General features: G+C 69.9%; 16 protein-coding genes. 12 read left to right on the top strand and 4 right to left on the bottom strand.

Features of this window, described 5'->3' with window-relative positions; genetic code table 11:
- The first annotated feature begins 17 nt into the window (after positions 1 to 17).
- A complete protein-coding gene (locus AC0J5J_RS04110; RefSeq protein WP_241972682.1) occupies positions 18 to 428 on the top strand; it encodes a YchJ family protein in 411 nt (136 codons plus the stop codon).
- Positions 429 to 455: 27 nt separating this feature from the next.
- Here AC0J5J_RS04110 and AC0J5J_RS04105 read toward each other — a convergent pair whose 3' ends face one another.
- Complete coding sequence (locus tag AC0J5J_RS04105) at positions 456 to 836, bottom strand: hypothetical protein (protein ID WP_474899630.1); 381 nt, start codon at positions 834 to 836, stop codon at positions 456 to 458.
- 270 nt (positions 837 to 1,106) lie between these two features.
- Between AC0J5J_RS04105 and AC0J5J_RS04100 the strand changes: the two genes are divergently transcribed.
- Positions 1,107 to 2,168: an LLM class flavin-dependent oxidoreductase gene (locus AC0J5J_RS04100; RefSeq protein ID WP_134424088.1), complete on the top strand. Its 1,062-nt coding sequence runs from the start codon at positions 1,107 to 1,109 to the stop codon at positions 2,166 to 2,168.
- A 125-nt stretch (positions 2,169 to 2,293) separates the two neighbouring features.
- On the opposite strand, the gene surE is transcribed toward AC0J5J_RS04100, so the two are convergent.
- Both surE and AC0J5J_RS04090 read right to left on the bottom strand, forming a co-directional pair.
- Positions 2,294 to 3,055 (bottom strand): 5'/3'-nucleotidase SurE, encoded by a 762-nt coding sequence (surE, locus tag AC0J5J_RS04095; RefSeq protein WP_474899628.1) that lies wholly within the window; start codon positions 3,053 to 3,055, stop codon positions 2,294 to 2,296.
- Positions 3,052 to 4,032, bottom strand: coding sequence for a PfkB family carbohydrate kinase (locus tag AC0J5J_RS04090; RefSeq protein WP_474899626.1), 981 nt, complete (start codon positions 4,030 to 4,032; stop codon positions 3,052 to 3,054). The genes surE and AC0J5J_RS04090 overlap by 4 nt, the downstream gene beginning before the upstream one ends.
- 138 nt (positions 4,033 to 4,170) lie before the next feature.
- On the opposite strand from AC0J5J_RS04090, the gene glgX reads away from it, so the two are divergent.
- From glgX to AC0J5J_RS04060, 6 genes are all read left to right on the top strand, one after another.
- Positions 4,171 to 6,375: a glycogen debranching protein GlgX gene (glgX, locus tag AC0J5J_RS04085; RefSeq protein WP_134424086.1), complete on the top strand. Its 2,205-nt coding sequence runs from the start codon at positions 4,171 to 4,173 to the stop codon at positions 6,373 to 6,375.
- Entirely contained in the window at positions 6,372 to 8,783 is a 2,412-nt protein-coding gene (treY, locus tag AC0J5J_RS04080; protein ID WP_474899625.1) for a malto-oligosyltrehalose synthase, read from the top strand. The genes glgX and treY overlap by 4 nt, the downstream gene beginning before the upstream one ends.
- Complete coding sequence (treZ, locus tag AC0J5J_RS04075) at positions 8,773 to 10,542, top strand: malto-oligosyltrehalose trehalohydrolase (protein WP_474899623.1); 1,770 nt, start codon at positions 8,773 to 8,775, stop codon at positions 10,540 to 10,542. The genes treY and treZ overlap by 11 nt, the downstream gene beginning before the upstream one ends.
- Before the next feature lie 128 nt (positions 10,543 to 10,670).
- Positions 10,671 to 11,360 (top strand): GntR family transcriptional regulator, encoded by a 690-nt coding sequence (locus AC0J5J_RS04070; RefSeq protein WP_134424083.1) that lies wholly within the window; start codon positions 10,671 to 10,673, stop codon positions 11,358 to 11,360.
- A 16-nt stretch (positions 11,361 to 11,376) separates the two neighbouring features.
- Complete coding sequence (locus AC0J5J_RS04065) at positions 11,377 to 11,928, top strand: hypothetical protein (protein WP_134424082.1); 552 nt, start codon at positions 11,377 to 11,379, stop codon at positions 11,926 to 11,928.
- Between the two features lie 16 nt (positions 11,929 to 11,944).
- Positions 11,945 to 12,478 carry a hypothetical protein gene (locus AC0J5J_RS04060; protein WP_474899621.1) on the top strand — a complete coding sequence of 178 codons (534 nt, stop codon included), beginning with the start codon at positions 11,945 to 11,947 and terminating at the stop codon, positions 12,476 to 12,478.
- 98 nt (positions 12,479 to 12,576) lie between these two features.
- Here AC0J5J_RS04060 and AC0J5J_RS04055 read toward each other — a convergent pair whose 3' ends face one another.
- The gene (locus AC0J5J_RS04055; RefSeq protein WP_474899619.1) at positions 12,577 to 13,827 is read right to left on the bottom strand and encodes a low temperature requirement protein A; all 1,251 of its coding nucleotides are present in this window, start codon (positions 13,825 to 13,827) and stop codon (positions 12,577 to 12,579) included.
- Between the two features lie 130 nt (positions 13,828 to 13,957).
- On the opposite strand from AC0J5J_RS04055, the gene AC0J5J_RS04050 reads away from it, so the two are divergent.
- The 4 genes from AC0J5J_RS04050 to paaZ are packed head-to-tail and all read left to right on the top strand — an operon-like array spanning position 13,958 to position 18,878.
- Positions 13,958 to 15,142 carry an acetyl-CoA C-acyltransferase gene (locus AC0J5J_RS04050; protein WP_134424080.1) on the top strand — a complete coding sequence of 395 codons (1,185 nt, stop codon included), beginning with the start codon at positions 13,958 to 13,960 and terminating at the stop codon, positions 15,140 to 15,142.
- Positions 15,143 to 15,889, top strand: coding sequence for an enoyl-CoA hydratase/isomerase family protein (locus AC0J5J_RS04045; RefSeq protein ID WP_474899617.1), 747 nt, complete (start codon positions 15,143 to 15,145; stop codon positions 15,887 to 15,889). It begins immediately after the preceding gene.
- Entirely contained in the window at positions 15,886 to 16,800 is a 915-nt protein-coding gene (locus tag AC0J5J_RS04040; protein ID WP_474899615.1) for a 3-hydroxyacyl-CoA dehydrogenase family protein, read from the top strand. The genes AC0J5J_RS04045 and AC0J5J_RS04040 overlap by 4 nt, the downstream gene beginning before the upstream one ends.
- Positions 16,797 to 18,878, top strand: a complete 2,082-nt coding sequence (paaZ, locus tag AC0J5J_RS04035) for a phenylacetic acid degradation bifunctional protein PaaZ (RefSeq protein WP_474899613.1) — start codon at positions 16,797 to 16,799, stop codon at positions 18,876 to 18,878. The genes AC0J5J_RS04040 and paaZ overlap by 4 nt, the downstream gene beginning before the upstream one ends.
- Positions 18,879 to 19,059 lie beyond the last annotated feature (181 nt).

Below are 19,059 nucleotides of genomic sequence, written 5' to 3'. Positions count from 1 at the left end.
TCCCCGATACTGGAAGGGTGTCAGAGACTTCGATCCCCACGCCGCGGCCGCCGCACTGCCCCTGCCTGAGCGGCAACCCCTATGCCGAGTGCTGCGGCCGGTTCCACAGCGGTGAGGCGTTCGCGCCCACGGCCGAGGCGCTGATGCGCTCCCGGTACGCGGCCTTCGCCCGGGGGGAGGCAGGTTACCTGCTCGCGACGTGGCATCCGCTCACCCGCCCGGAGAGCCTGGAGCTCGACGCCGACGTGCGGTGGCTGCGCCTCGACATCGAACGGACCGTGCAGGGCGGCCTGTTCGACAGTGAGGGTGTGGTGGAATTCACGGCCTACAGCCGGTCCGGGGGTGTGGCCGCGCAGCAGCACGAGGTCAGCCGGTTCGTGCGCCTGGACCGCCGCTGGGTGTACCTGGAGGCGGTACAGCCGGGCTGATTCGTGCCGGGCGGCCCTCTGCCCCGGCTATGCGCTCGGCAGGAACAGGGCGACCAGGAGTGCGAGGTACACCACGACGAACACGGCCGGCGTGACGAAGCGCACCACGTTGACCCAGGGCGCGGAGGCGATCACGCCGCGGCCGACCGCACTCGCCGCCGGCAGCCCGCGGAGGTCCGCGATGATGGCGAGCCCCTCGTTCGCTGCGGCGATCTGCGCGAGGGCGCCGAGAATGCCGGAGGCCAGCAGGATGCCCGCTGCCGCGATCCGCACGCTCAGCGCGGCTTCCGCGAGGCCGAGGGACAGGAAGGCCACGAGCGCCGTGAGCAGGAAGGTGGGTGCGAGCTGAGACACGATGATGTGCCAGCGGGCCCTGGTCCAGAGCGAAATGAGTTCGTGTTCGGTCATGGGGATCTCCTGTCGCCGGGGCGACCGGATGGTGGCACCTGACCCCATTCTGCCCGGTAATCCCCGGTCACGACTCCGTCGCGGCGCACCCTCTGGAAGCAGGCGCACGTTCTATCGTGCGCCAGCCTCCACACCGTGCGCCGTGAGCCTCCGGGCGGGACCGGCCGGCCCGGCCCGGAATATTCGGCGGGGGCCCCTGGTTTTGCTATTGAATGCATTTGCATAGACTTTCAGGCGGATGTATCGACGACGGCGAGGAGCACGCACCAGATGAATACGAAGTTCGAACTCGGGCTGGACACCTTCGGCGACGTCACCTTCGACGCGTCCGGGGCCCGGTTGTCCCAGGCGAAGACGCTGCGCAACGTGGTGGCCGAGGGCGTGCTGGCCGATCAGGTGGGTCTGGACTTCTTCGGGATCGGTGAACACCACCGGGAAGATTTCGCCGTCTCCGCCCCCGAGGTGGTGCTGGCCGCGATCGCCGGGCAGACCACCGGCATCCGTCTCGGGTCAGCCGTGACCGTGCTCAGCTCCGACGACCCGGTCCGCGTCTTCCAACGCTTCTCCACCCTCGACGCGGTCTCCAACGGGCGGGCCGAGGTCATCCTGGGCCGCGGCTCCTTCACCGAGTCGTTTCCGCTCTTCGGCCTCGAACTCGAACAGTACGAGCTCCTGTTCGAGGAGAAGCTCAACCTGTTCACCGAACTCCTCAGGGAGGAGCCGATCACCTGGTCGGGCGAGACCCGGGCCGGGCTCCGCAACCAGCGGGTGTTCCCGCCCACCGACTCGGGTTCCCTGACCACGTGGATCGGCGTGGGCGGCAGCCCGCAGTCGGTCGTGCGCGCCGCGCACTACGGACTCCCGCTCATGCTCGCCATCATCGGCGGTTCTCCGCTGGCCTTCGTGCCGCTGGTCGAGCTCTACCACCGCGCCCTGGCCCAGTTCGAAAAGCCGACCCGCCCGATCGGCGAGCACTCGCCGGGCTACGTCGCTGCAACGGATGCCCAGGCCCGCGAGGAGATGTGGCCGCACTACGCCGCCATGCAGGACCGGATCGGCCGCGAGCGCGGTTGGGGCCCGGTGACCCGGGAACGCTTCGAACACGACGCCGGCCCGGACGGCGCCCTGTTCGTGGGCTCACCGCAGACCGTGGCCACGAAGATCGCCGCCACCGCGATCGGCCTGGGGCTCTCCCGCTTCGACCTGAAGTACAGCCTCGGCACGCTCGCCCACGAGAAGCTGATGACCAGCATCGAGCTCTACGGCACCGAGGTGGCCCCGCTCGTGCGCGAGCTGGTGGCCGCCGACCGCGCCGACGACGTGACGAGGTAGCTCCGCGGCCCGAACGAATTCGACGGAGATTTTTGCCGAAGCGGACCGGAATCGCCCGGAATCGGCGTTGTGCGGGAGAATCTCCGTCGAATTGGTTCGGCCGGGTGCCGCCTGACCGGTTCGGGCTAGAGCACCAGGTCGGCGAGCGGCCGTTCGTCGACCGACCGGATGCTGGTCACGGTCGCGAAACCCTGGTACAGGAGATCGGCGTCGCTGCCCGGTTCCGCATGTGCGGCGGTGTCGGCCACGGCGAGCCTGATCTGATGCCGGTCCTGCTGGGTCATCGTGGTCTGCACGATGCCGAAGCGGGCCAGCTTTGCCGTGCGGAACTCGGGCATCTGGTCTCCGGCGACATTGGGCACGTTGAGGTTGAGCACGGTTCCGGCCTCCTGATCGAGCAGGAACGGGATCAGCTGGGCGGCGAGGCGTGCCGCGACACCCCAGCGCAGTGTCGTCGGGTTGACGGTGACATCGAGGGACACGGCCAGCCCGCGGCCGCCGTTCACGCCCGAGGTCAGGGCTGCCCCCACCGTGCCGGAGTGCAGGATGGCCCGGCCCAGGTTGGCACCCGGGTTGACCCCGGAGAGCACCAGTTCGGGCGCCCGGCCGAACGCCCCATGGCTGGCGATCAGGGTGATCAATGCCGGAGCCGCGTGCACGGCGTAGCACGGGATGCCGTCCAGCCCCTCCAGGCGCCGTCGGTCGACGAGAATGCGCCCGTCGCTCTCGGTGGCGGTGATGGCCGCGCCGCTGCCGCTGGACTCCTCGGCGGGTGCCGCGACGACGACGTCCAGCCCCGCGTCGTGGGCGGCAAGCGCGAGCCTCAGCAGCCCGGGGGAACCGATTCCGTCGTCGTTCGTGATGAGGGTGGTGAATGTCTGGGTCACCGGTCTTTCACCCTCTGCGCGAGTTGGTCCGGGGTCAGGCTCTGCGTGATGGCGGGGAACTCGGTCATCGGGTAGATGCTGACCAGGTCGCGGAGCGTTCGCACGGTTTCGGCCCGGCCGGTGCCGAGGCCGTGCCGGGTGACGTTGAGCGCTCCGGCCGCAGCGCCGAGTGCCACGGCCTCCTCGATCGTGCCACCGGAGGCGAGTGTGGCCGCGACTCCGGCCGTGAGCGAGTCGCCGGCGCCGTGCGGATCGGCGATCTGCATGGTCGGTACGTGAACCTCGCTGAGGGTGCCGTTGGAGAGCATCAACATCGGCCGCTCCGCACGGCTGATGATCACCGTGCCGGCCCCCTCCTCCCGGAGGACGTACATGGCGTGCACGATCTGCTCGATGCTGTTCTCCGTGATGCGTGCGTCGGCCAGGAGTTCCTCGTCGCTGACTTTGACCACGTTGACCCGGCCTCGGAGGGCGGCCGTGAGACGTTCCCCCGACAGGTCGGCGATCACGAGCCGGCCCGTGGCGCGCAGATCGGCGGCGAGGCGACGGTAGACATCCGCCGGCACCACGTGATCGCCGGCCGGCCCGCTGAGGATGATGACGTTCGCCCCCAGGCCCGCCCGGAGGGTGAGATCGTAGAGCTCGTCGAGGTCGTGCCGGGAGAGTGGATCGCCCTGGGCCTCGGCGAGGTGGATGCGTTCGCCACCGCGCCGGTCGTGCAGGTAGGCAGCCCCTCGGCCTGAGCGGCGCACCGCCAGCACCTCGATGCCCTCGTCACCGACGAGGTGGCCCAGCACCTGCCCGGTCTCACCGGTCAGCACGCAGCACATCGTCACGGAGGCGCCGAGGGCCTGGACCATCCGGGCCTGCCACACGCCCTGGCCGCCGGCATGCATATGCACGTCCGCGGCGCCCTCGCGGCCCTCCACGGTGACCGTGAGGACGGGCGACGGAGCGAAGATCACGACGGCATTCACAGCGGCATGATACCCAGATCCGGCGGCCGCACCAGCAAACGGGCATCGGCCGGCCGCAGCAGACTGTAGCGTACTTAGGGGCCCATCGGCCCGGTCGGCTAGCCGGCAGCACCAGACTCGAACCACGAGGAGCACTCTTTGGAAACCTGGCCCGGTACCGCTTACCCGCTTGGGGCGACCTATGACGGCAGCGGCACGAACTTCGCACTGTTCAGCGAAGCCGCACACCGAGTGGAGCTCTGCCTCTTCGACGACAACGGCGAGGAAACCCGTGTCGAGGTTGTCGAGTCGAGCGCGTTCATCTGGCACTGCTACCTGCCTCTGATTCAGCCGGGCCAGCGCTACGGTTACCGCGTGCACGGGGACTACAACCCCGCAGCCGGCAGCCGGGCCAACCCGAACAAGCTCCTGCTCGACCCCTACGCCAAGGCTACCTGCGGCACCATCGACTGGGACCAGTCGCTGTTCTCATACAACTTCGGCGACCCCGATTCGCGCAACGACGAAGACTCCGCCCCGCACATGATGCTCGGCGTCGTCGTCAACCCGTTCTTTGACTGGGTCGGCGACCGGCCCCTGCGCACGCCCTACAGCGCCTCCCTGATCTACGAGGCCCATGTCAAAGGCCTCACCGAACTGCAGGAGCTCGTGCCGGAGGCCCAGCGCGGCACGTACGCCGGCGTCGCGCATCCGTCGGTCATCGACCACCTCCAGAAACTCGGCGTGACCGCGATCGAGCTGATGCCCGTGCACCAGTTCGTCAACGACGGCACCCTCGAGGAAAAGGGCCTGAACAACTACTGGGGCTACAACACCATCGGGTTCTTCGCCCCGCACAACGCCTATTCCTCCACCGGCGACCTCGGAAACCAGGTGCAGGAGTTCAAGGGCATGGTGCGCAGCCTGCACGACGCGGGCATCGAGGTCATCCTCGACGTGGTCTACAACCACACCGCGGAGGGCAACCACCTCGGCCCGACGATCTCCTTCAAGGGAATCGACAATGAGGCGTACTACCGGCTCATGGACGACGACAAGCGCTACTACATGGACTACACCGGCACGGGCAACACCCTGAACGTGCGCCACCCGCACTCGCTGCAGCTGATCATGGACTCGCTGCGTTACTGGGTGCTCGAGATGCACGTCGACGGATTCCGCTTCGACCTGGCCTCGGCGCTGGCTCGCGACCTGTACGACGTCGACAAGCTCTCCACCTTCTTCGAACTCGTACAGCAGGACCCGGTGGTGTCCCAGGTCAAGCTCATCGCCGAGCCGTGGGACGTCGGCCCCGGCGGCTACCAGGTCGGCAACTTCCCCGCCCAGTGGACGGAGTGGAACGGCAAGTACCGCGACACCGTGCGTGACTTCTGGCGGGGCGAACCGTCGACGCTGGGCGAGTTCGCGTCCCGGATCACCGGCTCCGCCGACCTCTACGAGCACTCCGGCCGCCGCCCCGTCGCGTCGATCAACTTCGTCACCGCCCACGACGGGTTCACCCTCTCCGACCTGGTCTCCTACAACGAGAAGCACAACGACGCCAACGGCGAAGACGGCCAGGACGGCGAATCGCACAACCGCTCCTGGAATTCCGGCGTCGAGGGGCCGACGGATGACCCGGAGGTCCTGGCCCTGCGGGCCCGGCAGCAGCGCAACTACGTTGCGACCCTGCTGCTCTCCCAGGGTGTGCCGATGATCCTGCACGGCGACGAGCTCGGCCGCACGCAGCAGGGCAACAACAACACCTACGCCCAGGACAACGAACTGAGCTGGATCCACTGGTCGGATGCGGACCACCCGCTGATCGAGTTCACGGCCGCCGTGTCGCGGTTGCGCCGCGAACACCCGACCTTCCGCCGCAGCAGCTTCTTCAACGGCCACCCGGGCAACCGCACCGTGGGTGACCCGATGAGCGACCTCGTCTGGCTGACCCCCGACGGGCAGGAGATGCAACCCCAGGACTGGGACGAGCACCTCACCCGCACGGTCGCCATGTTCCTCAGCGGGGACGGCATCCGGGAGCGCGACGCCCGCGGACAGGCGGTGACCGACGTGAACTTCCTGGTCTGCTTCAACGCGGACGCCGAGGATGTCGAATTCACGCTGCCCTCGGCCGAGTACGCCCCCGAGTGGGAGATCGTCGTCGACACCGCGGGGGAGGGCGCCGACGCGATTCCCCGGCCCGCCGGCTCCCTGCACACGGTCACGTCGCGGTCGCTGGTGGTGCTGCGCGCCTATCACGCGCCGGAAACCGCGCCGGACCACTCCGTCGCGGCTTCCCTGGCCGGTCTGATGACGGGGACCATCTCCATCGTCGACCCGGCGCACCTGGTCCAGCCGTGAGAGTCCCGCTGAACACCTACCGCCTGCAGATCACGGCCGGTTTCGACCTGGCCGCCGCGGAGGGAGTGCTTGGTTACCTGACCGAGCTGGGTGCCGACTGGCTCTACCTGTCTCCGCTCCTCGCCGCCGAGGAGGGCTCCGACCACGGTTACGACGTGGTCGACCACTCCCGGATCGACCCGGTCCGGGGCGGCGCCGAGGCGCTCACCCGCCTGGCGGCGGCGGCGACGGATGCCGGGCGCGGCATCCTGGTGGACATCGTCCCCAATCACATGGGCGTCGCGACCCCGCACCGGAACCTCTGGTGGTGGGACCTGCTCCAGCACGGCACCGCGTCCCGCTACGCGGAGGCCTTCGATGTGGACTGGGCCGCGAACGGCGATCGGATCCTGCTGCCCGTGCTCGGCGACGACGCGGACGGGCAGAGTGAGCTCGATCGCCTCGAGGTGGTCGGCGACGAGTTGCGCTACTACGACAACCGGTTCCCGCTCGCCCCCGGCAGCGCCGCGGACGGTGCGGACGGTGCGGACGCCCGCACCGTGCACGCCCGCCAGAACTACGAACTCGTCAACTGGCGCCGCGCGGACGCGCAGCTGAACTATCGGCGTTTCTTCTCCGTGAACACCCTGGCCGGCCTCCGGGTCGAGGTGCCCTGGGTCTTCGACGAATCCCACCGGGAGATCCTGCGCTGGGTTCAGAGCGGTCTGGTGCAGGGGCTGCGGGTCGACCACCCCGACGGCCTCGCCGACCCGGGCGGCTACCTCGACCGTTTGCAGGAGGCGACCGACGGAGCCTACGTGCTCGTCGAGAAGATCCTCGAAGGCGACGAACAGCTTCCCACCAGCTGGGCCACCGCCGGCACGACCGGCTATGACGCCCTCGCCGACTTCGACCGGCTGTTCGTGGACCCGGCCGGGCAGGGCGCGCTCGACGCGCTCGAGGCCCGGCTGCAGGCCGAGGCCGCAGCCGCGACCGGTGATGCGCCGCCGGCGAGCTGGGCCGATCTGGTGCACGCGCGGAAGCGCGTCATCGCCGACCACACCCTGCAGGCCGAGGTCGTGCGCCTGGCCCGCCTGGTGCCCGGCGCCGACGCCACGCCAGGCGGCGCGCCGGACGCCACGACCGTCGACGCGCTGGCGGAACTCCTGGCCTGCTTCCCGGTCTACCGTTCCTACCTTCCGGTGGGCATCGACGAGCTGCGCCACGCTGCCGCTGAGGCTGCCCGCCACCGGCCCGATCTCGGGCCCGCGATCGACGGGCTGCTTCCGCTGCTCGGCGACCCGGCACATCCGCTGGCCGTGCGGTTCCAGCAGACCTCCGGCATGGTCATGGCGAAGGGCGTGGAAGACACCGCGTACTACCGGTACAGCCGACTGACCTCGCTCAACGAGGTCGGCGCCGACCCGGGGGAGTTCGCGGTCGACCCGGCCGAGTTCCACCGCCGCCAGCAGACGCGCCTGGCCACCTTCCCGGCCGCGATGACGACCCTGTCCACGCATGACACCAAGCGCAGTGAGGATGTGCGGGCCCGCATCTCCGTGCTCGCCGAGATCCCCGCCGAATGGGAGAGCACCCTGGCTGTCCTTCGCGCGGCCGCACCCCTCGGCGACGCCCCGTTCGAGAACCTGCTCTGGCAGGCCATCGTCGGCTCCTGGCCGGCCACGCCCGACCGCCTCGTCGCCTACGCCGACAAGGCCGCCCGCGAGGCCGGAACGTCGACCACCTGGACCGACCGGAACGAGGACTTCGAGACGGCCATGCGTGACCTCGTGACGGCCTCCATCGACGACCCGGCCGTGACGCCGACGCTCACCGCATTCGTCGACCGGGTGCGGGTCGCAGGCTGGAGCAACGCGCTGTCGAACAAGCTCGTGCAGCTGACGGCGCCCGGCGTGCCCGACGTCTACCAGGGCACCGAGCTGTGGGACACCTCCCTCGTCGACCCCGACAACCGTCGCCCGGTCGATTACGAGCTGCGGCGCGGCTACCTGGCCCGGGTGCAGGACGGCTGGCTGCCTCCCGTCGACGAGACCGGCGCTGCGAAACTACTGGTCACCACACGGGCCCTGCGCCTGCGCCGCGACGAGCCCGAACGCTTCTTCCGGCACAGCCCGGTCGCCGCGTTCGGCGGGGGCGCGGAGCATGTGATCGCGTTCGACCGCGGCGGCGCGGTCACCATCGCGACCCGGATGCCGCTCGGCCTCGCGGCCGCGGGCGGCTGGGGCGACACGAGTGTGGTCCTGGCCGGCCACCCGGTCGTCGACCTGCTGACCGGCGAACACCACCCCGGCGGAATCGTCAGCGTGGCAGCCCTGCTGCGTCGCTACCCGGTGGCCCTGCTGGTGCCCGCCGACGGCGCCGGCACGACCCGTACAACCGACCAGGAAGGTGCCGACCATGCCCGCTGAATTCGAGGTCTGGGCCCCGACCGCCGAGGCCGTTGCGGTCGAACTCGCAGACCAGACTCTGGCGATGACCCCGCGGGGCGACGGATGGTGGCACGCACCCCGCCCGACGGCCGAGCCCGCCGGCGGACAGGCCGAGCAGCCCGTGGACTACGGGTTCTTGATCGACGGCAAGGGTCCCTACCCTGACCCGCGATCCCGGCACCAGCCGAACGGCGTGCACGCGAAGAGCCGCACGTTCGACGCCGGCGAACACGTCTGGCAGGACGGCGCCTGGACCGGCCGTCAGCTGGCCGGCAGCACCATCTACGAGCTGCACCTGGGCACCTTCACCCCCGAGGGCACCCTCGACGCGGCGGCGGGCCGGCTGGACCACCTGGTCTCGATCGGCGTCGACTTCGTGGAGCTGCTCCCCGTCAACGCCTTCAACGGCACCCACAACTGGGGCTACGACGGCGTGCTGTGGTACGCCGTGCACGAGGGGTACGGCGGACCGGCGGCCTACCAGCGGTTCGTGGACGCCTGCCACCAGGCGGGCATCGGCGTCATCCAGGACGTCGTCTACAACCACCTCGGCCCGAGCGGCAACTACCTGCCGCAGTTCGGCCCGTACCTGAATGAGGCGGGGGACACCGGCTGGGGCTCCTCGCTCAACCTCGACGGACCGGACTCCGACCCGGTGCGCCGCTACATCCTCGACAACGCCCTGATGTGGCTCGGCGATTACCACGTCGACGGGCTCCGGCTGGATGCGGTGCACGCGCTGCGCGACGAGCGAGCCATCCACGTGCTCGAGGAGCTCGCCAGCGAGGTCGACGTGCTGAGCGCCACCTCCGGGCGTCCGCTCAGCCTGATCGCCGAGTCCGACCTCAACGATCCTCGGCTGATCACGCCGCAGGGCTCCGGCGGCTACGGGCTCACCGGCCAGTGGAGCGACGACTTCCACCACGCGGTGCACGTGGCGGTCACCGGCGAGACCACGGGCTACTACGCCGACTTCGAGCCGCTCGGCGCCCTCGCCAAGGTGCTCACCCACGGGTTCTTCCACGACGGCACCTTCTCGAGCTTCCGCGGGCGCACCCACGGCCGCCCGATCGACACGGCTCGGATGCCGGCCTGGCGGCTTGTCGTCGCCAACCAGAACCACGACCAGATCGGCAACCGGGCCACGGGTGACCGCCTCAGCGCGACCCTCGACGCCGGGCAGCTGGCGATCGCCGCCACTTTGACCCTGCTCGGACCGTTCACGCCCATGCTGTTCATGGGTGAGGAATGGGGCGCGAGCACACCCTGGCAGTTCTTCACGTCGCATCCGGAACCCGAACTCGGCGAGGCCGTGCGTACGGGCCGGATCGGCGAATTCGGGCGCATGGGCTGGGACCCGGCCCTGGTGCCCGACCCGCAGGACCCGGCCACGTTCGAGCGGTCGGTGCTCGACTGGGCCGAGCTGTCCGAGCCGGGCCACGCGCGCCTGCTCGGCTTCTACCAGGCCCTGGCCTGGCTGCGCCGCTCCCGGCCGGACGTGACCGACCCGCGCTTCGGCCAGGTCGCGGTCGCGGTCGACGAGAACGAGCGCTGGCTGCGACTCTGCCGCGGCGAGACCGAGATCCTGATCAACCTGTCCACGGAGGCCCGAGAGGTGCCGACGGATGCCCCGGCCCTGCTGGCATCCTTCGCCCCCGCCGGAGACGCGGTCCACTCGCGCACCCCTGCCGCGGTCACCCTCGCGCCACACTCGGTGGCAATCTTCGGCACCCCCTAGCCGGTGGAGGGGCGACCGCGCTGGGCGGCGGTCGCCCGCGCGAGTGTCTAGCAAGTATGCACATTGGTCCAGAAGAAAGTTGGTGCCGTCTGTCAGGATGGGATCCGGACGAGGGAAAGGTGGGCTCCGTGGTAGCGCGTGTAACGGCAACATCGATTGTGGATGCCATCGCGAACGACCTGCGATCCCGCATCCTCGAGGGGGAGCTCACCTCCGAGGCGGCATTGACCGAGACGGACATGGCCGCAAGCTACGACGTCGCCCGCCCGACGGCGAAAGCGGCCATTGAGAAGCTCGTCTCCGAGGGATTGCTGGTGCGTGGGGCGCATAAAAGCGCCCGGGTGGCCGAACTCGGACCGGACTCCGTGCGCGACATCTACCTGGCCCGCGCCTACCTCGAAAGCGAGGTACTGCGCCGCCTCGCCCTCACCCGCACCGTCCCGCACGGGGCCGTGCAGGCGAACCTCGACATCGCGGCCGTGGCCGGAGACTCCCCGCTCGCCGTGGTGGAACCCGATATGCGATTCCACACCAGCCTGATCGACGCCGTCGGCAACGAGCGGATCAGCAAGATGTACCGCTCCCTGGTCAGCGAGGTGCGCCTGTGCATGGCCCGGGTGCAGTCGCTGAACCTGCTCGACACGGCACTGATCCAGGCCGAACACCAGCGCCTGCTCGAACTCATCGCCGAAGGCGACGGCGCCGGAGCCGCCCGGCTTCTCGACGAGCACCTGGGCCGCGCCCGTGAACGCCTGGCGGCGGCCATCGGCGGCGAGGCTGGCCCGGAGGCCCACCTGGTCTCCACCCTGCACCCCTGAGCGCCCCGGAGGCATAATGGGTTATTTTCTCGCACCGTCGACCAGCGCGGCACTGTCCCGGCTGGCTGTCGTCGACGCCAGCCCCGGCTCGGCGCCGCTGGACCGGATCGAGGCCATCCGTTCTCTGCTGGTGGAACTCGATGCCGATCCGGCCACCCTGGTGGGCGTGCGCGACGCGCTGCGCGGGGGCCGGAGCTGGGAGGAGATCGCCGACGCCGCCGAACTGAAGGCCGCCGCGGCGAAGTGGCGCTGGAGCGGGACCGACGCCGAGATCGCCGCGCGCCAGGCAGCCGGACGCAAGCGTGCCGCGCGGCCCAGCGCGGTGCCCACCGACCTGCCTGGGCTGTCGGTGTCGGAGGCAGCGGCGAAACTGGGGGTGACGGTCCAGGCGATCTACCTGCAGCTGAGCCGCGGCAAGGTCGCCGGTCGCACCATCGAACTCGCCGACGGGCGCAGCTATAAACGGGTCTTCCTGGACGGCGACCCCGATGCCCGCCTTGACCGCGTCGAACCGGCAGCAGACAATGACCCCACCGACCCCAGCACCTCTTCCCCTGACGCACACTGATGACGGAGCACGCACCATGACTGATTTCACCTCCACGAGCACGCCCACCCGCACCATGTCGCTGTCCGATCAGAGCGATCAGACCGAGACGCTCCAGCCTCTGGACCCGGCGCCGGAGCCTGAGACGGCATCCGTTGGCCAGCCGGCGCCCAGGCCGGTCCCGCGGTTGACGACCACGGCTGCCCAGCGCACCGCTCTGGTCGTGCTGGTCGCCATCGCGGCACTCGCCGTGGCCTTCATCGTGATGCTTCTCGTGGGCGTGTCCAGCGAGAGCATCAACGCGCTGGCCGTCTTCGCCACGCCCATCGCCTCCATGGTGGCGGCCTACTACGGCATCACGCTCAGCATCCAGCAGGTCCGCAGCGAACGCGCCGAGAAGGAGAAGGCCATCGCCCGAGCGGATGCCGCCGATGCCGCCAGCCGAGAAACCGAGGTCTGGGCGTCGCAGATGGAGTCCGGACTGCGTGTCGCGATGGCCCAGCTCACCGCCGCCCGCATCGGCACCGACTCGGTCACGAAGGCCGCCGGCACCCCCGACGACTTCTTCTAGCCCCGCCTCAACCGAAGAAGAGGGCCTGAACCGACAGGAATGAGGGGTGCCGCTCCGGGCACACCCCTCATTCCCGTCGTTTCGCCGCACGGATACCGCTAGCCTGCCTCCTCGTCGGCGGTGCCGTTCCGCACCCGAACGATCGTCTCCCAGCAGGCGACGAGCGTGAGCACGGATGCGCACACCGCTCCCAGCGCGAGCGGCGACAGGGTGAAGGCGACAGGAAGCGCGAGCAGCAGCAGCGCGATGCCCGCCAGGTGCGACACCAGCAGTTCCCGGGCCACCACGAATCGGAACAGGGTCAGGCCCAGGAGATACAGCAGCGGGCCGCCGGTGATCGCGACGGCCGTCGACAGGATCATCGAGGAATCCGGATGCCCCAGCACCTCCTTGTCGCCGACCGAGGTCAGCACCACGCCGGCGATGATCAGGGCGTGCACATAGGTATAGGCGAATCGGGCGATCCGGCCGGGATCGGTGCTGGTGGCGAGGGCCCGGCTGCCGGCCCGTTCGCCATGGTCGAAGTACAGCCACCACATGGCCGCGCCGCTCACGAAGGCCAGCAGCAGACCGATCACGCCCGGAACGGACACGTCCTGGTCGACGAACGCGAATCCCGTCACCAGGAAGGATTCCCCGAGCGCGATGATCACGAACAGTGCGCTGCGCTCTGCGATGTGCGGACCGGAGAGTTCGGCATCGCCGGGAGCGGCCCGGCCGAGTCCCGGAACCGGGAAACCGGCGCTGGCGGACACGAACTCGATCCCGAGGGCGATCGCCCAGAGCAGCAGCCGGTAGTCGGCCGGGAGCAGCCCCCCGGCGATCCAGAAACTGCCGGCCACGGCAAGCCAGACGAAGATCCGAACGAAGGAACGGTGGAGACCGCGGTCGTGCCGGGCCAGGGCCAGCGCCATGAAGGCCGTGCGGCCGAGCTGCAGCACGACATAGGCCACGGCGAAGATGAATCCCCGGTCACCGAATGATTCATAGATCGAGACGCTGACCACGAGACCGATGAGGGAGAGCCCCAGCACCACCCCGCGCACGGGCAGGCGCGCCGGATCGAGCACATTGGTCACCCAGGTGGTGTGCACCCAGATCCACCACAGGGCGAGCACCAGCACGGCCGACTCGGCGGCTCCCTGCAGGGACTGGTTCTCGTAGAGATGGCGGGACAGCTGGGTCAGTGCGAACACGAAGATGAGGTCGAAGAACAGCTCGATATACGTCACCCGATCCGACTGCTCGGAATCGTCGGGGCGCATGAGATTATGGCGGATCCCGAAGCGGCTGCTGGAGCGAGGGCCGGGGCCTGCGGCGGATGGGACGGTGTCAGGCGTTGCATTCACCCACCAAGTCTGCCTCAGTCCGGGTCGTACGACACGGCCGCCGCACGGTTGCCGGGGAGGGACCTTCTATGACATTCTTTACAAAACGAACGGTCAGTTAGTAAACACGGCGATCAAAGGTGATGAAGCCATGCCCGAAGCATTCCTGGTTGATGGTGTTCGAACTCCCATCGGACGATACGGCGGGGTGCTGGCCGGCATCCGTCCCGACGACCTCGCGGCCGTCGTGCTCGCCTCGGTCGTGGCCCGGGCGGGCCTGGACCCCGCGCTGATCGACGAGGTCATCCTCGGCGCCGCGAACCAGGCCGGCGAGGACAACCGCAACGTCGCCCGCATGGCCGTGCTCCTGGCCGGTCTCCCCGACAGCGTGCCGGGCATCACGGTCAACCGGCTCTGCGCATCCGGTCTGTCCGCCGTGCACCTGGCCGCCAACATGATCAAGGCCGGCGAAGCGGACCTCGTGATCGCCGGCGGCGTCGAGTCGATGACCCGTGCGCCCTGGGTTCTCGCCAAGCCGGAGAAGGCCTTCGCCAAGCCGGGCGAGATCGTGGACACGTCGATCGGCTGGCGCTTCGCCAACCCGCGCCTGCAGGCACGCGACAAGGCGACCTTCTCCATGTCGGAGACGGCCGAGGAGGTCGCCGCCCTCGATGGCATCAGCCGGGCGGATGCCGACGCGTTCGCCCTGCGTTCGCACCGGCTGGCCCTCGAGGCGCAGCGCGACGGCACCTTCACGCCCGAGATCGTGGGTGTTCCGACCCGGGCCGGCGTGATCGAGATCGATGAGGGTCCCCGTGCCGACACGACCCTCGAACGCCTCGCCGGACTGCGCTCGGTCGTACGGCCGGGCGGCATCGTCACGGCCGGCAACGCCAGCTCCCTCAACGACGGCGCCTCCGCCATCGTCGTGGCGAGCGAGGCCGCCATCGAGCGCCTCGGCCTGACCCCCCGCGCCCGGGTGGTGGGCGGGGCCAGCGCCGGTGTCGCCCCGGAGACAATGGGCCTCGGGCCTGTCCCGGCCACGCAGAAGCTGCTGCACCGCCTCGGCTTGACCATCGGCGACGTCGACGCCGTCGAGCTCAACGAGGCGTTCGCGACCCAGTCTCTGGCCTGCATCCGTCGGCTCGGCCTGGACCCGGAGATCGTCAACCGGCACGGCGGGGCGATCGCCCTCGGGCATCCGCTCGGGTCGTCCGGTTCCCGCATTCTGATCACGCTGCTCGGACGCATGGAACGCGAGGGTGCCCGCCGCGGCGTGGCCACCATGTGCGTGGGCGTCGGCCAGGGTTCCTCCCTGCTCGTGGAGCGCGTCTAGGTGTCGCGGGAGTTCACGACCCTGCTGGTCGACTACCGGCCGGACCGCGTGCACGTGCAGCTCAACCGTCCCGCTGTGCGCAACGCGATCGACCAGACCATGATCGACGAGCTGCACCTGGTCTGCGGCGAGCTCGAGCGCGGGCCGCGCATTCTGATCCTCTCCGGCACGAACGGCGTCTTCGCCTCCGGGGCCGACATCGCGCAGCTGCGGGACCGCCGGGCCGAGGACGCCCTGAAGGGCATCAACTCCGGACTGTTCGGCCGGATCGCCCGGCTGCCCCTGCCCGTGATCGCCGCCATCGACGGCTGGGCGCTCGGCGGCGGGGCTGAACTGGCCTACGCCGCCGACTTCCGGCTCGCCTCGACGACGGCCCGGCTCGGCAACCCGGAGACCGCCCTCGGCATCATCCCGGCGGCCGGGGCACTCTGGCGGCTGGCCGCGCTGGTCGGCGAGCCCGTGGCCAAGGAGATCATCCTGGCCGGTCGCATCCTCACTGCCGCCGAGGCGCTGGCCGTGCATCTGGTCACCGAGGTCCACGAGCAGGACGCCCTGCTGGAAGCCGCGCACGCACTGGCCGACCGGATCGCCAAGCAGGATCCCCTGGCGACCCAGCTGGCCAAGGAAGTCTTCCATGTGCCGGCGGCTGCGCATCCGCTGGCCGACAATGAAGCCCAGGCCCGGCTCTTCGAGTCCGAGGAGAAATTCGCCCGCATGACCGCATTCCTGGAAAGGAAGAAGCGATGACGCTCAGCACCGCAACCAGTAGCGAGCCCAGTACCCTGTCCGACCTGGCCCAGCCGACCGTGCCGCACCACGTCGGCGTACTCGGCGGAGGCCGCATGGGCGCCGGAATCGCCCACGCATTCCTGATGGCCGGCGCCCACGTCACCGTCGTGGAGCAGGGTGACGATGCCGCCGCCGCTGCCCGCGACCGGGTTCTCTCGGCCGTCGACCGGTCTCTCGGCCGCGGCAGCGTGACCGCGAGCCGTGCCGAGCTCACCGACCGGCTGACCGTGGCAACGGATGCCGCCGCGTTCGCCGGCTCCGGCCTGGTCGTCGAGGCCGTCCCCGAGGTCGTGGCGCTGAAGACGCAGGCGCTCCGCCTGGTCGAGGCGCACCTCGCACCCACCGCCTGGCTCGCGTCCAACACCTCCTCGCTGTCGATCACCGATCTGGCCGATGCGCTGGACCGTCCGGACCGGTTCATCGGGCTGCACTTCTTCAACCCGGTGCCGGTCTCGACCCTGATCGAGGTCGTCACGGGGGAGCGCACCGATCCGGAGCTCGCCCGGCTCGCCGAGGCCTGGGTGTCGGCCCTCGGCAAGACGCCGATCCTGGTGCGGGACTCGCCCGGCTTCGCCAGTTCCCGTCTCGGCGTCGCGATCGCGCTCGAGGCGATCCGCATGGTCGAGGAGGGCGTGGCCAGCGCCGAGGACATCGACACGGCCATGGTGCTCGGCTACAAGCATCCGGTCGGGCCCCTCCGCACCACCGACATCGTCGGCCTCGACGTTCGCCTCGGCATCGCCGAACACCTGCACGACACCCTCGGCGAGCGGTTCGCCCCGCCGCAACTGCTGCGCGACCTCGTCGCGCGCGGTGACCTCGGACGCAAGAGCGGCCGCGGCTTCTTCGATTGGAAGGACGCATCATGACACTCCTCAGCAATGGCACCAGCACTGGCATCGGCACTGACACGAGCTCTGACACGGTCGTTCCCAGCTACGTTCTCGACGCCTGGTGGACACCAGGCGACGGCGCGGCCGCCCAGCGCGTCCTCGACGCGAGCACCGGGGCCGAGGTCGCCCGGGTCAGCAGTGAGGGGCTCGACCTCGCCGCCGTGGTCGACCACGCCCGCACGGTCGGCCAGGCCTCGCTCGGGCGCCTGACCTTCCACCAGCGCGCCATCCTGCTGAAGAAGCTGGGACAGTACCTGGGCGGGGTCAAGGAGGAGCTCTACGAACTGTCCGCACGCACCGGCGCCACCCGTTACGACTCGATGGTCGACATCGACGGCGGCATCGGGGTGCTGTTCACCCTGTCCTCCAAGGGCCGGCGTGAGATGCCCAACAGCCAGGTCTACATCGACGGCGACGTCGAGGGCCTCTCCCGGGACGGCTCCTTCAGCGGACAGCACATCTACACCCGCATCCCCGGCGTCGCCTGCCAGATCAACGCGTTCAACTTCCCGGTCTGGGGCATGCTGGAGAAGCTGGCCCCGGCGTTCATCGCCGGTGTGCCGACGATCGTGAAGCCGGCGACACCCACCGGGTACCTGACCGAGGCGGTCGTGCGGCACATCCTCGCGTCCGGCATCCTGCCCGCCGGATCCCTACAGCTGATCTCCGGCAGCGCCCGGGACCTGATCGACCACCTCGACTACCGCGACCTGGTCGCGTTCACCGGTTCGGCCGGCACCGCACGCACCCTCAAGGCCCACCCGAACGTGGTCGAGGGCGGTGTGCGCTTCACCAGCGAGACCGATTCGCTCAACGCCGCGATCCTGGGCCCGGACGCCGCGGCCGGCACGGCCGAGTTCGACGCCTACGTCGCCTCCGTGGTGACCGAGATGACCAGCAAGGCCGGCCAGAAGTGCACCAGCATCCGCCGGCTGATCGTGCCGGCCGGTCGCCGCGACCAGGTCGTCGCGGCCGTGTCCGAACGGATGGCCCGCCGCGTCACCATCGGCGACCCGCGTGCTGAGGGGGTCACCATGGGGCCCCTCGCCAGCACCGGCCAGCGCGACGAGGTGCTCGCCAGCGTCGCCCGCCTGATCGACGGCGGCGGTCGCATCGTGATGGGCTCGCTGGACGCCCCGGCCGGAGCCGACCCGGAGGGCGCGTTCGTGGCGCCCATCCTGCTGGCCTTCCACGACCCGGAGAGCCCGGCCGTGCACGAGATCGAAGCCTTCGGCCCGGTGGCGTCCATCATCGAGTACACCGACCTCGACCACGCCATCGCGCTGGCCGCGCGCGGCGGCGGATCACTGGTGACCACCGTCGCCACCCACCATCCCGATGTCGCACGCACGCTCGTGCTCGGCATCGCCGCGCACCACGGGCGGGTGCTGATGCTCGACCGGGTCGACGCGCGCAGCAGCACGGGCCACGGTTCCCCGGTTCCGCATCTCGTGCACGGCGGCCCGGGGCGGGCCGGCGGCAGTGAGGAGCTCGGCGGCATCCGTTCGGTGCTGCACCACATGCAGCGCACGGCCATCCAGGGGTCGCCCGACATGCTGACCGCCATCACGGGGGAGTGGCACACCGGTGCCGCGGTGCGCACGGGCATCCACCCGTTCCGCAAGTCCCTGACCGAGTTGCGGGTGGGAGACCAGACGCAGGGTGGACCGCGTGTGGTCACCCTCGACGACATCACGGCGTTCGCCGAGGCCACCGGTGACAAGTTCTACGCCCACACCGACGCGGAGGCGGCGGCGGCCAACCCGTTCTTCCCCGGAATCGTCGCGCACGGGTACCTGCTGGTGTCCTGGGCCGCCGGGCTGTTCGTGGACGCGGCCCCCGGGCCGGTGCTCGCGAACTCCGGCCTGGAGAAGCTGCGGTTCGTCACGCCGGTGTCGCCGGGTGACAGCATCCGGGTCACGCTGACGGCCAAGCGGATCACCCCCCGCGAGACCGACGAATACGGCGAGGTCTGCTGGGACGCCGTGCTGCACAACCAGAACGATGAGGTCGTCGCCACCTACGACGTTCTCACGCTGGTCGCCAAGGAGTAGCCCGCGGGCGTGAGCCGGTGTGCCCGTCGGGCGTCGAATCAATTCGACGGAGAATGTGAGGAAGAGACCGGTTTCCGGGCCGTTCTGGCCCATTGCGGGCAAAATCTCCGTCGAATTGGTTCGCGCTTGGGCACTCGGCCTCGCCAACGGTTCACCCGATTCGGGTGGTGTCGTGGCACGG

Source organism: Cryobacterium sp. TS_SC_7 (assembly GCF_056156285.1).
Note: the sequence above shows the minus strand (reverse complement) of the source record. Positions and strands in the feature narration are given on the sequence as shown.

Bases quoted from the DNA above. Each gene is read 5' to 3' on its own strand.
- AC0J5J_RS04060 (WP_474899621.1), top strand. From the start codon at position 11,945: ATGACTGATTTCACCTCCACGAGCACGCCCACCCGCACCATGTCGCTG.
- paaZ (WP_474899613.1), top strand. From the start codon at position 16,797: ATGACACTCCTCAGCAATGGCACCAGCACTGGCATCGGCACTGACACG.
- AC0J5J_RS04105 (WP_474899630.1), bottom strand. From the start codon at position 836: ATGACCGAACACGAACTCATTTCGCTCTGGACCAGGGCCCGCTGGCAC.
- AC0J5J_RS04065 (WP_134424082.1), top strand. From the start codon at position 11,377: ATGGGTTATTTTCTCGCACCGTCGACCAGCGCGGCACTGTCCCGGCTG.
- AC0J5J_RS04050 (WP_134424080.1), top strand. From the start codon at position 13,958: ATGCCCGAAGCATTCCTGGTTGATGGTGTTCGAACTCCCATCGGACGA.
- treZ (WP_474899623.1), top strand. From the start codon at position 8,773: ATGCCCGCTGAATTCGAGGTCTGGGCCCCGACCGCCGAGGCCGTTGCG.
- AC0J5J_RS04100 (WP_134424088.1), top strand. From the start codon at position 1,107: ATGAATACGAAGTTCGAACTCGGGCTGGACACCTTCGGCGACGTCACC.
- AC0J5J_RS04040 (WP_474899615.1), top strand. From the start codon at position 15,886: ATGACGCTCAGCACCGCAACCAGTAGCGAGCCCAGTACCCTGTCCGAC.